The sequence below is a fragment of the Cohnella hongkongensis genome (assembly GCF_042654645.1).
GTDB lineage: Bacteria > Bacillota > Bacilli > Paenibacillales > Paenibacillaceae > Cohnella > Cohnella hongkongensis.
The window spans coordinates 38,340-51,477 of the sequence record NZ_JBHSEP010000013.1 but is presented as its reverse complement, the minus strand read 5'-3'; the positions used below and the strand labels follow the sequence as shown (position 1 = coordinate 51,477).

Here is a 13,138-nt window from a genome sequence, read left to right as displayed (position 1 = left end):
GGGACCGGCTTAATAGACGTCCCTCTGATAACGTTTCTGCTGCTGCAGCCCAGCCATATATTCGCCCGCCGCTTCCGGGGTCATGCCGCCTTCTTGCACGAGAATGTCCAACAACGTCTGATGGACGTCATGGGCCATCTTCTTCTCGTCGCCGCATACGTAGACGTACGCCCCGTTCTGAAGCCACTCATACAGCTCCCGGCTGTGCTCCTTCATGCGATGCTGCACGTATACCTTTTGATCGGTATCCCGGGAGAAGGCGACGTCCATCCGCGTCAGCACGCCGTCCTTCAGCCAGCGCTGCCATTCGACCTGGTACAGAAAATCGGTGGCGAAATGCTGATCTCCATAGAAAAGCCACGATTTCCCGGAGGCGCCCGTCTCCTCGCGCTCGCCCAGGAACGCCCTGAACGGAGCGACGCCGGTGCCCGGACCGATCATGATGATCGGCGCAGCCGGATCGGCCGGCAGCTTGAAGTTGTCGTTCTGCTGAATGAAGACGGGAAGCTGGTCTCCCGCCGCGACTCTCTCCGCCAGATGCACGGAGCAGACCCCTTTCCGGACGCGGCCGCGGGCTTCGTAGCGCACCGCACGAACGGTCAGATGAACCTCGTCCGGATAAGCGCTCGGGCTGCTGGCGATCGAATACAGACGAGGCGGAAGCTTGCGCAGAATCGTCGCGAATTCGCTCGCCGGTATGCCTTTCAGCGCATACTCCGTCGCCAGGTCAAGCAGATCCCGGTCGGCGATGTAAGCGCGAAGCTCCTGCTCCTTGCCCGCTTGGAGCAGCTCGGCGATTCCGCTGTTCGGCGCAAGCTTGGCGATCTGCTCCAGCAGAGGCTTCGTCAGCACCGTAATTTCGAAGTGCTTCCTCAGCGCTTCTCCAAGCGGCAGCTTGTCTCCGCTTTTGCCCACGGTCACCTGCTCGCCGGCCGACCAGCCCATCGCTTCGATCAGCTCGGCGACAAGCTCCGGATCGTTCTCCGGATAGATGCCCAGGCTGTCGCCCGGCTCGTACCGGAGATGGGAGCCTTCCAGAGAAAGCTCCAGATGGCGGGTCTCCCGATCCGAGCCCCGTCCGTTCAAATTTAGATTTTCCAAAATCTCCGCCGAATAAGGGTTCGATCTCGAATACTCGGATTCGACCGCGCCACCGGCGGCCGGAGCGGCCGGGGCCGCGGCGCTTCCGCCCGAAGCCGGGACGCTCAGCCCCGATACGACCTGATCGATCCACTCTCCGGCAGCCTCGTCGTAGTCCACGTCGCAATCGACGCGAGGCGCGAGCCGGCTGGCGCCCAGCTCTTCGAGACGCTTGTCGAAGTCTTTGCCGGTCTGGCAGAAGAACTCGTAGGACGTATCCCCGAGCGCCAGCACGGAGTATTGGAGCGACTCCAGCTTGGGCGCTCTTTTGCTGTGCAGAAACTCATAGAAAGCGATCGCGCTGTCGGGCGGTTCCCCTTCGCCATGCGTGCTGACGACGATCAGCAGATGGCTGACGCTCTTCAGCGCGTTCGGCTTGAAATCGTTCATCGATGCCAGGCTGACTTGAACGCCCTGCTCCTGCAGCCTCTGGGCCAGCTTCTTGGCCAGCTTGCTGCTGTTGCCGGTCTGCGAACCGAAGAGCACGGTAGCCTCCTTCGGTGCGGCCGGAGCCGCTGCCGCCTCCGCCGGCGCCGCAGCCGGCGCAATGGCCGCCGCTGCGGCCGATGCCGCTACGGACGATGCCGATAAATAACCGCTTAACCAAATCCGTTGCGACTCCGTTAATCGGGGCAGCAGCCGGTTAAGCAGATCGACCTGCTCTTGATCGAAAGGACTGTTCGTGACTTGAAAAACCAACGTTATCCACCTCGCACGAATGCTCATCTCTATTTCCCAGTATTCTTGTTCCCTTAGTTCCTATTCTTTTGAGCCTAACATAGAAGCTACCATACGAGGCAGGACGGGTCAATTAGAATGATCTTATAGCATTAATCAGATAAGCTGATACGAAGCTCGACAACGTCAAAAAAACATCAAGCCGAACGCTCGCGAGGAGCCGTTCGGCTTGATGAGAGCCCGCTTATGCGGTTCAGAACTGTTGATCTCGAATTACGACGACTTGATCCGCGCCATCCCACTGAACGTCCAACCCGCTCTCCTCTGCGAAGAAGCGGACGGGAATCATCATTCTGCCGTCTACCGAGATCGTTTTGGCGTTCAGCTTCAGCGACGCGTTGCCGCCGGCGCCGGATTTCTTCACGCTGTCCGTGCCCTCCGAGATCGCGTATACGACTCCGTCCTTGGAGAGCAGCGCTTCTCCCGTATTGACGTCGTAGCCGACCGTATAGCCGAGCGCGTTGCCCACCGCCCGAACCGGAAGCAGCACGGCGTTGCTCTTCAGCTGAGCCGGCACGTCGGTCGGCACTAACGATCCGTTATACAGCACCGAGATTCCCTTGTTCTGCGGCAGCTGAGCCGGAGCGGCGTACTTTTGCAGGATGCGCACCTTGTTCCCGTACTCGTCCACAATGACGAGCCGCCCGTCTGCCAGCACGGCGACGTCCGTCGGGTGATTAAACATGGCGGATACGGTCACGCCGTCGCCGGAGCCGGGCTCGGTCGGCACTCCCGCGAGCGTCGACACTTGACCGTCCTTGAGCAGTCGAATGACATGGTTCAGACTGTCGGCGATGACGAGCGCTCCGTCGGCGGCGACGGCCAGTCCTTCCGGAGAGTTGAAGCGGGATGCGGACGCTTCCCCGTCCACGTAGTCGCCTTGAACGAAGTAGGCGTTCGCGTCCGCGTAGCTGCCTCCTCCGGCGACGGTGGTCACCTGCCCGGAGGCCAAATCGATATAGCGAATCCGCTGATTGCCCCGGTCGCTGACATAGAGATTGTCTTTCGCGTCGACCGCGAGACCGCTCGGTTCGTTGAATTTGGCGGAAGCAAGCGGCCCGTCCGCGAAATCTCCCGCGTCCTCGACCGCTCCGGGCACGTACTCGATCAATCGATCGGACGGCTCATTAAGCGTCGTCACCGTTCCGTTCGGAGAAATTTTGCGAATCAGGTGGTTAAGCGTATCGGCCACATAGACATTGCCCTTGCTGTCCACCGCGACGTCGGAGGGCGAATGAAATGCCGCAGCCGCGCCTCTGCCGTCGTCGGAGCCGATCCGTCCGCTTCCCGCCAGCGTCGTTACCGTGCCTCCGGGCGTAACTTTGCGGATCGAGTGGTTGCCGCTGTCCGCCACGTAGACGTTGCCTTTCGCATCGACGGCCAGTCCTGCGGGGGAATCGAAGACGGCCCGGTTGGTCGAATCGTCGTTCAAGCCGCCAAGCGGATTGCCCGCTTCGTCTGCGCCGAGCCAATAGCCCGCGAAGAGGGCCGTCTGGTCCGCTTCCAGCGTTCTGAGCAAGTGGTTGGAAGAATCCGCTACGAGCAGTCGGCCGTCCGCCAGCGCTGCCGCCGATTTCGGATGGAAGAAGGCCGCCTCGGAGAACGAGCCTTCCCGGTATCCTTGAGCGGTTTGTCCGGCCCAGGTGCGGACCTCGTACAGCTTGGCGGATTTCGTCCAGCCCGGGACGGCGGCCGACGCGGCGACGGGAGACGCCGTCCAGACGAGCAAGGCGGCCGAAACCGCGCCTATCCATAGTTGGTTGATTTTCGTTTTCACAGTCGGACTCCTTTGCTTTAGTTTTATTACGGCCCTAGTTCGTACGGATGATGAATTCGTAGCCTAACCGTCTGCCCATCGAATCCTCCAACATCACGATAAACCAATTATTCGAGTCTCCGGTAAACTCGTATTTTAAGCTGTAGGTCGCAGGAAAATCCTGGACGGGCGTCACGCTGATAATCCCCGGGTTGTTCGCCATCGTCCAAGCGCCATCCAGCGCGGTGCCGGCATCGGCCAGTTCAATGAGGAACGTAGCCGTCTGGGTTCCTTGCTGCTGAGCGGGGAACAGCCCGGAATATTGGAGATCGTTCTCTCGCTCCATCGCGACCGTTAGAGACGTCGCATCGTCTACCGCGCTTACCGACGTAATCTGGAGACTCGCCGGCTGTCCAACATGCAGCTCCAGCGTGAATGCGGCAGCGTTCCCGCCAAACTGGCGTAGAGGATCGACGAGAAGCGTTAACCGATTATAGCCCGGCTGGAGGCCGACAAGACTTACGTAGCTGCCGTCGTAGCTGGTATCGTTCCAGATGACTTTCGCGTCTCTCTCGCCGATCATTCCGCCGTCAAAGTTGCCCAAAAAAGTATACAGGCTGAGAAACCCTTCCGTCGTCCCTGCCGGAAGCACCGCCACGAAGGTGCCGTTCCCCGCATAGCTCAGCTGAATGAATTCATTGCCCTCGATAAACTCTATGCCGCCCGCAGACAGATGCTCGTTCACCGGAAGCGCGTTCCCGATTCTCAGCGTCAGCTCCAGAGGCTCCGTATAAGGCTGATCTTCCGTGAAGACATGGATCACGTATCGGTAATAGCCGTCGTTGTAAGGCAAATCAAACTCATTGACTCCTTCATTCAGCGTGAAGGGCTCTCCTTGGTCGCCCGAGATCGGCATAATCGTTCCCTGATAGCCCTCGGAAAGCGAAAGGAGGAGACTATAGCTTTCGTTGGGGGGCGGAGAAGAAAGCTCCGCATAGAACGAATCGGACCCGGAAGCCTGAATCGGCAGCTGCTCGTTGCCAGCCGCGATGCTCCACGCCTGAAGGCCTTCCGGAAGAGCGCTTCTGTTTATCGTTAAAACAAACGTTCGGTGATAAAAATAGGACCGATCGGCGATCGTGATTTCGAGCGTATTCAAGCCGGGCTGAAGCTCGATCAAGCCGCTGCTCTCCGATACTGCCGTTCCGTTGATCTTGATTTTACCGATTAACCATTCGTAGGAGTATACCGCAATCGCGCTTACCGTGAAAGGAACCTCGGCGGTGAATTGTCCCGTACCCGTTTCCTGGTACTCCACCCCGTACTCGTTCTGCCCCATAATATCGAATGGTTGCACGGACCACTCCGGCTCGGAAACGCCGTTCAGAATAAACAGCTCGATCCCCTGCTCCGGCTGGAACGAATACGTGCTGGCGCCTGATCGCTCTACGGTCAGGCTAAACTGCTGATATCCCTCTTCCAGCCCTTCAATCGTCTTGACCTCGCCGCTGGACGTCCATTGCAGGGCGCTGTCCGGAGCCTCGATCGGCGTCAGCGTCACGCTGCTTACGTCGGAGGCAAAATCGAATCGAACGTTCAAGGAAGAGACCGGAGTGTCCGTTTTAATGGCGTAAGTGCTGTAGAAGTCATCCTGCCTCGTCTGGGTCCAGGCCAGCGGCTGCCCGGCATCCGTCGTGACCTTCCAATCCGTCAGGCCAGCGGGAAGACTCGGGCCAGGGCTGGGGCTTGGCGACGGACTTGGGCTTGGCGACGGACTTGGGCTTCCTCCGCCTCCTCCCCCGCCTCCCGTTGGCGGAACCGGGGTCGGGGTCGCGCCGGGCGCCGCATTTCGGTTTTTGAGCTCTGCCTCGCGACTTTGTCTTTCCTGCTCGAAACGCAATCTCTCGGCTTCGGCCAACTTTCTCGCATATTCTTCTATCGCTTTGTTCTTCTTTTCCTCAGCTAGCTTTTGGTTGGCTTGCTCCTGCTGCTTCTTTTTATCGACCAAGCTTCTCATCATCTCGTCCATTTGGCGCTGCAGGTCGGCTTCCTGCTGTCGTCTGAGCGCTTCAAGGCGGGCCGCCTCCTTCTGCTTGAGAGCCTCCTGCTTGCGCTTCTCGGCCTCTGTTAAGCTTATCGGAGGCGTGTTGGCCAGATCGATTTTTTTGTTGAGCGATCGGTTCGCTTCGTCGATCAGTTTTTGCAGCTCATCTTTATCGATTTTGTTAGCGTTCTGAGCTTCCTTCAAGATGTTGCCGATCAGGTGGTTCAAGTTTTGGAGGATTCGGTTCAAATCTTCGTTCGTATCCAAGCCGATCGTCGGATCCGGCAGCCCGCTCTCCAACTCTTTCTTCTTTTTCTCGATGAATGCCTCGTTCTCTTGGTCGATCGCGTTTTTGGCATTGATAATCGCGGCGATCACCGCCGGAGAAGCCGTGCCTATGAACGAAGCCAGATCCGTCGGAATGACTTCGTCTGCAAATTCGTCCGTCTGGTTGCGATCGTCGACCGTTAACTGCTGGCCGGGATTAACCAGTACTGCGGAAGGCGTCGCATTCGACCGCGTGTTCTTAGGGACGATCTGGCCGACGCCCGAGGCGATCATGAATCTGGAGTCTCCCGACAGCGGATCGACATATACGTGCAGGTTCGTTCCCCGCACGCCCATGACGGCGGTCGGCGTCTCCAGCGTGAACTGGTCGCCCGCATTTTTGATCGATTTGACCGTCGACCAGACCGAACCGTTCTTCATGCTCACTTTCGTTACCGTGTTTTTGCCTTCCTTAAGCTTGGAGAAGGTCAGTGTCGTATTGGCGGATACCGTCATCTGGTCATCCTCCGACGATCCGTTCGCGAATTGGAGCACGGCGGACCCTCCCGCTCCGACGGAAAGAATGTCTCCTTCATTTAAGCTCATTTTGGCGAACGCCGTGAACTGCTTGGAGCCCCCCGACTTCTTCACGCTGACGGCGCCGTTAAGCTCCTTAATGACGGCGACCCGAGACGATGCCGCGGACGCCTCCTGAGAGAACAAGCCTAGCAGGGGCCATGCAAGCAGCAGCGTCCCCAGCAAACCTGCGATCCATTTCTTCATGCGAATTTCTCCTCTCACCCGTTTGTTCAGTTTTTTAATAGTTCAATCACTTATAATAGCGACAAAGCGCTTATTCCTGTCCTTGCGGGTTCTGCCGGATTCCCAGCAGCTCGTACACCCGGATCGGGTGGGACTTGCCCTTGAACATGCGATCCTCGCCCTCGTCATAGCGGAACCACAGCTTCGTCCGCTCGTATACCTGTTCGGACACGTGGACCTGTCCCTTCTTCGTCTGCGACTCGATTCTCGCGGCGATATTGACGTTGTCGCCGATGGCCGTGTAGTCGACTCTCAGATAGGAACCGATGTTGCCGACAACGACGTTGCCGCTATGTATGCCGATGCCGACGTTGACCTCGCACTCGTATTTCTCCATGATCTGTTCGCGTATTCTCTTCATGCCCTGCTGAATCTCGTATGCGGTCTGCACCGCCATCCGCTCGTGCTCGGCAACGTCAAGAGGCGCATTAAACAGAATCATCGCCGCGTCGCCGATAAACTTGTCGATGGTGCCCGAGTTGCGAAGCGTCGTCTCCGTAATCATGTTAAACATCGTATTCAGCGTATCGACGAGCTCCGGAGGCGTCAGCTTCTCGGACAACGGCGTAAATCCCCGAATGTCGAGGAAGAGGACGGTAATGTGCTTCAAATCTCCGCCCAGCTTGATCTCGATATCCTGGGCAACGATCTGCTTGACGAGATCGGGAGAAATATAGCGCCCGAACTGGCGCGTCACGAAGCTCTTCTGTGCGCTGTCCATATACGACTTGAGCGAAACGTTGGCCAAGTAAGCGAGCAGCATGGCGAGCAGGCCGAGAACGACGTTCGCGTGCAGGGCGGAAGCCTGGTATAGGGCGTACTGGCCGTACAGCAATCCCGCCAGCACGGCCAGAAACGATAGAATCGAATAAATATTTTTCAGTCTCCAAGGCAGGAAAATAAACAGCAGAAACAGAACGAAAGCGAGCGCGAGCTCGAAGCCGTTCGGCAAATAGGAGATCTTCGTTCCCTTAAGCAGCTGGTTGACGATATTCCCGTGAACGTACATCAGCTTGAAGTTTTTTTCGATCGGCGAAGCGCCGGTGTCCAGCCCTCCGTCGCTGGTCAGCCCGACAGCGGTAAAGCCTACGAACACGATGGCGTCCTTGAACAGATCCGGAGGCAGCGAACCGTTCAACACGTCGATAAAGGAGACGGTCAGAAAATCGTCCGTCGTCAGCTGATAATCGATCGTGATCGTATTTTTGGCGACGGGCTCGCCGAATTGAACGGGGTCGGTAAGCTCGGCATATCGGCTCAGATCCGCTCCCGCCATCTCCGCCGCCTTCCATGCCAGGGAGGGAATCATCTCTCCGTCCGGCCCCTGAATATGGAGCCAGGTTTGGCGAACGACGGCGTCCTTGCTCGTGACCCGATTTATATGAGCCAGATGAACAAGCTCGGAAAACAGCTCGTAAGGCCGGGCGATCGCCTGCGCCTGAATATATTCGTCGCGTATGGCGACGGAAGTGCTGAAATGCTCGCCCATCAGTCCCGTTACGGGCAAAATGACGTTGGAGTGGGCCGCAAGCGCTTGCGCGAACGCCATGTCGCTGTCCGGATTGTCGCTTGCCTCGCTGAAAATAATATCGAACGCAATCGCCTTCGGCTCGTTCCCTTCCGAATTCAAAGTGTCCAGGAAAGGCGCGTACACCGCCCGATCCCAAGGAAATCGGCCCAGCTCCGCCAGCGACGCGTCGTCGATCGCGACCATCACGATTCGATCGTCCGCCTGATGGCTCGCCGCCGCCCTCATATCGTAATCCAGCAGCCACGTATCGATCGTGCGCAGCGCCCCGGATTGATAGATCAGGAACAAAGCCAGCAGCAGAACGGCATTGAGAAGAATCGCGATTCTTTTTATTTTCCCTTTCAAAATCAACCCCGCCTATGTAAATGATAACCATTGGCTTCTATTATACATTAGGCTATTCGGTTTATGTTGCATTTTAGCTAAAAAGTTACTTTTATGACGAGAGTCATAGATGGGCGGCAAAAAAAACCCTTTCCGTAGGTCCGGAAACCTAGAAAAGGGCTCTCTTCGTTCGAATAGCGATTACATATTGAACGGTGTATCCGCGATTTTGATCGAATCCGTCGGGCAGCCGTCGGATGCGTCCTGCAGATCGTCGTAAAGGTCTTCTGGAATTTCGGTGACGCCGCGGTTGCCGTCATTGGCGTAAATCACCTCGGCAAGGCCTTCGTCGTCATAATCGTAAATATCCGGCGCCGTAGCTCCGCATGCGCCGCACGCGATACATGTGTCTTTGTCTACGTAGGTAAACTTAGCCATGTGATACCCTCCTATTTTCATCCGTGTCGCATACGAAAGTAGTCCCACTATAGTTCAATATAATACAAAACCTGGCCGAGATCAAACGAAAATAAAGTCTCCATGAGAGATCTTCCTTCTGCCACGGCTCCCTAATCGTCGAGGCTCTCCCGCAAAAAATCTTTCTGCAAGGACGTTCCTCTCAGCTTCTTGTTGCGAATGAGCGACGAAGGGTCGTCGCTGAGCATGCCGGCGGTCAGCACGGCGCTTTCGCCGAACTTATCCCGCAGCGCGTCCATCGCGGACAATAAACGCTGCTTCTTGGGCTCTTCCTCGTATGTGAACAGATCCAATTGCAGCGGCGTATCTTTTTTCGCGGACAAGCCCTGCAGCGTAATGCCGAGCAGCCGGACCGGCTTGCCTTCCGTCCAATGGGCGTCCATCAGCCTGCAAGCGAGCTCGTAGACGTCGTCAGCCGCCTCCGTCGGCACGGAAAGCGTCAGAGAGCGGGTAATCGTGCGCATGTCGGGATCGCGGATCGTGATCTGTACGGTGGAGCAGACCATTCGCTGACGGCGAAGCCGCCGCGTCGTCTGATCCGCCAAGTTCAGAAGCACGCGGCGGTACTGCTCGCGCTCGGTCAGATCGGCCGGAAGCGTCGTCGTGTGGCCGATCGATTTGGGCGCTTCCCGCAGCGGCTCGACCGGCGATTCGTCGATGCCGTTGGCGGCGTTTTTCATCCAGGAGCCGTATACGCCGAAGCGCTCGGTCAGCATGCTCTCGTCGGCGGCGGCCAGCTCGCCGATCGTGCGGATGTTGAGCTTCAGCAGCTTATCCGCCGTGCGCCCTCCGACGCCGTACAGCGTCTGGCAGGGTTTGCCCCACAGCAGCTTCGGAACGTCCCGCCTCCGCAGGATGGTGATGGCGTTCGGCTTGCGCATGTCGGAGGCCATCTTGGCCAGGAGCTTGTTCGGAGCGATGCCGATGGAGCAAGGAAGCGACAGCTCGTTCCGCAGCCGCCGGGCGATCGTCTCGGCGATCTCCACGGGCGTTCCGAATTGCGAGCTGCCCGTGACGTCCAGGAAGCATTCGTCGATCGAGACGGCTTCCAGGAGCGGCGTGAAGCTGCCCGCAATGCGCATAAATCCCCGGCTGTACTTGCGGTAGAGATCGAAATCCGGCGAGATGATGAGCAGCTCCGGGCAGGCGCTCTTCGCCTGGCGAACGGTCATCCCCGTTCGAACGCCCCTGGCGCGCGCTTCGTAAGAGCTCGTCACGACGATCCCTCTGCGCAGCTCGACGCTGCCGGCCACCGCAGTCGGTTTTCCTTTGTACAGACTCGGCTCATCCGCGGCATGAACGGAACAGTAAAACGCGTTCATATCGATATGAAGAATGAACCGCCCCTTGCCCGCGCTTGCCCCCATGGCCATCCCTCCCTGTCGTTTCCTATTATACCGAGGAATCCGGCACGCCCGCAACGAACCGCGCTCTCTACATTTAATGCCAGTCATGGTATAATAGTTTCACCTGTTTTCTTAAGGAGGCTTTTCGGTAACGCATGTCTACTTCACTCTGCATTTTCGATACGACTTTGCGCGACGGCACGCAAGGCGAGGGAATCAGCCTGACCGCCGAGGACAAAGTTAAAATCGCCCTGAAGCTCGACGCTCTGGGCGTCCATTATATCGAAGGCGGCAATCCCGGCAGCAACAGCAAGGACATCGAATTTTTCCGCCGTATTCGCGAAATGAACCTGCAAGCGAAGCTCACGGCATTCGGCAGCACCCGGAGAAAGAACAGTCGCTGCGAGCAAGACATCAATCTGAAGCATTTGACGGAATCGGGAGCCCGTGCGGCGACGCTCGTCGGCAAAACGTGGGATTTCCACGTCCATACCGCCCTGCAGACGACGCTGGAAGAAAATCTGGACATGATCTACGAATCGCTAGCTTTCGTGAAGCAGAGCGGAATGGAGGCGCTGTTCGACGCCGAGCACTTCTTCGACGGCTACAAGGCGAACCCCGATTACGCCCTGGCTGCCTTGGCCAAGGCCAAGGAAGCGGGCGCGGCCTGGATCGTTCTCTGCGACACGAACGGAGGCACGCTGCCCGGAGAAATCAGGGAGATCGTCTCCCGGGTCGCATCGGTCATCGACGCCCCGATCGGCATCCATACGCATAACGACTGCGAGCTTGCCGTCGCGAACGCCTTGGCCGCAGTGACGGCCGGAGCCAGGCAAATCCAGGGCACGATCAACGGCTACGGGGAACGCTGCGGCAACGCCAACCTGTGCTCGATTATTCCGACTCTGCAGCTGAAGATGGGGTACGCATGCGTCAGCGACGAGCAGCTGAAGTCGCTAACCGGTGTGGCCCGCTACGTCAGCGAGATCGCCAACGTCATCATGCCGGTCAACCAGCCTTACGTCGGCAACGCCGCCTTTGCGCACAAGGGAGGCATCCACGTCTCCGCGATCATGAAGGATTCCAAAACGTACGAGCACATCCAGCCTCATCTGGTAGGCAACAAGCAGCGCGTGCTCGTCTCCGAGCTTGCGGGCCAGAGCAACATTCTGTCCAAGGCCCAGGAGCTGGGGCTCGACGTTAATCCGGAAGGCATGAAGTCCCGCGAGGTCATCGACCGGATCAAGGAGCTGGAGCACCAAGGCTACCAGTTCGAAGGGGCGGATGCCTCCCTGGAGCTGCTGCTCAGAGACGCTTACGGCGATGCCGTGCAGATTTTCTCCGTCGATTCGTTCAAGATCACCGTCGAGCGAAACGCCGGCCAGATGACGAGCGAAGCGGTCGTAAAAGTTCGCGTAGCCGGCGAGCAGGTATACACGGTGGCGGAAGGCAACGGACCGGTCAACGCTCTCGACAACGCCCTGCGCAAAGCGCTCGTCCAGTTTTTCCCCGGCATCCGCGATATCCATCTGTCCGACTACAAGGTTCGCGTGCTGGACGAGAAGGACGCCACTGCGGCCAAAGTTCGCGTCCTGATCGAATCGACGGACTTCAAGGAAACGTGGAGCACGGTCGGCGTCTCCTCCAACGTCATCGAAGCCAGCTGGGAGGCGCTGGTCGACAGCATTCGCTACGCCCTGATCGGGATGGATCGGGACACGGAGATCGCCCCGACGCTGCTGCAGTCGAACGGGCTTGTCAATCACTGACGCCGGAAGGCGTTCCCGTCTGTTCGCTCTCTCGAACCGGCTCGCCAATCCTATTCATTGGCGGGCCGGTTTTTTTTGCGGCTGCCGGGCGCGCGGCGACGGATTTTCCCCGCATCAAGCATAAACGGCTTACGCCGTCCTTGGGACCGGCGGGATCACGTTTATGTCGGAGGGGATTCAGAAAAGGATAGCGAATTTTATACTTCCTGAATCACACAAAAAACCTCCAAGAGCGGACAAACCGATCTCGGAGGGTAAAGTCTTAATCAAATGGCGACTACAGTACGTCCTTAAGCATTTTCTCCCATTCTTTCCGCTCCACGACGCCCTCGATCCGGTGGCGGACGACGCCGTCTCTGTCAATAATGAAGCTCACGGGATACCCGGTAATTTTGTACAGATCGCCGGCCACGCCTTGCGGGTCCGTCAGCACGGGAAACTCGAACCCCTGCTCCTTGACGAATTCCTTGGCCGCTCTCACTCTATCGTAATTGGTCGCGTTAATCGCGTACAGATCCAACCGGTCCTGATGGTCCTCGTAGATTGCCTTCAGATCGGGCGCCTCGACCTCGCACGGTCCGCACCAGGCGGCCCAGAAGTTGATAATCAGCGCCTTGTCCCGCTTGCCGCCGACGCTGTAAGTGGCCGTCCCCTCCAGAGCGTCGAGCTGGAACGGCGGCGCGTAGTGATTCGCCTTCGGAGCGGGCGAGGGCGGGATGTCGGCGAGCGAAGGCGCCGTCGCTTCCGCGGCCTGGCCGGAGGATGCCCCCTTGCCGCTGCCGTCCCATATCCACACGCCGGCGATGGCGATCGCCGCAACCGTCAAAATAATCCAATTCCTCTTCAAGCCAACCCCACCTTCAAGCAACAGATGTTACCCCTATCTTACCCCATTTTCGGGGATGCTTCCATGCCCGAGACGTG

At 58.2% G+C, this 13,138-nt stretch carries 8 protein-coding genes; 1 reads left to right on the top strand and 7 read right to left on the bottom strand.

Features of this window, described 5'->3' with window-relative positions:
• Positions 1 to 9 precede the first annotated feature (9 nt).
• From ACFO3S_RS17265 to ACFO3S_RS17240, 6 genes are all read right to left on the bottom strand, one after another.
• Complete coding sequence (locus tag ACFO3S_RS17265; protein WP_378098721.1) at positions 10 to 1,839, bottom strand: assimilatory sulfite reductase (NADPH) flavoprotein subunit; 1,830 nt, start codon at positions 1,837 to 1,839, stop codon at positions 10 to 12.
• 232 nt (positions 1,840 to 2,071) lie between these two features.
• Positions 2,072 to 3,655: a stalk domain-containing protein gene (locus ACFO3S_RS17260; RefSeq protein WP_378098719.1), complete on the bottom strand. Its 1,584-nt coding sequence runs from the start codon at positions 3,653 to 3,655 to the stop codon at positions 2,072 to 2,074.
• A gap of 34 nt (positions 3,656 to 3,689) precedes the next feature.
• A complete protein-coding gene (locus ACFO3S_RS17255; RefSeq protein ID WP_378098717.1) occupies positions 3,690 to 6,728 on the bottom strand; it encodes a FecR domain-containing protein in 3,039 nt (1,012 codons plus the stop codon).
• Positions 6,729 to 6,798: 70 nt separating this feature from the next.
• Positions 6,799 to 8,643: a CHASE2 domain-containing protein gene (locus tag ACFO3S_RS17250; RefSeq protein ID WP_378098715.1), complete on the bottom strand. Its 1,845-nt coding sequence runs from the start codon at positions 8,641 to 8,643 to the stop codon at positions 6,799 to 6,801.
• Between the two features lie 180 nt (positions 8,644 to 8,823).
• Entirely contained in the window at positions 8,824 to 9,060 is a 237-nt protein-coding gene (locus tag ACFO3S_RS17245; RefSeq protein WP_378098714.1) for a ferredoxin, read from the bottom strand.
• A 131-nt stretch (positions 9,061 to 9,191) separates the two neighbouring features.
• Positions 9,192 to 10,466: a DNA polymerase IV gene (locus tag ACFO3S_RS17240; RefSeq protein ID WP_378098712.1), complete on the bottom strand. Its 1,275-nt coding sequence runs from the start codon at positions 10,464 to 10,466 to the stop codon at positions 9,192 to 9,194.
• Between the two features lie 134 nt (positions 10,467 to 10,600).
• On the opposite strand from ACFO3S_RS17240, the gene cimA reads away from it, so the two are divergent.
• Entirely contained in the window at positions 10,601 to 12,214 is a 1,614-nt protein-coding gene (gene cimA / locus ACFO3S_RS17235; protein ID WP_378098710.1) for a citramalate synthase, read from the top strand.
• A gap of 277 nt (positions 12,215 to 12,491) precedes the next feature.
• Here the strand turns inward: cimA and ACFO3S_RS17230 are convergent, their stop codons facing one another.
• A complete protein-coding gene (locus tag ACFO3S_RS17230; protein ID WP_378098708.1) occupies positions 12,492 to 13,061 on the bottom strand; it encodes a TlpA family protein disulfide reductase in 570 nt (189 codons plus the stop codon).
• Between the last annotated feature and the right edge of the window lie 77 nt (positions 13,062 to 13,138).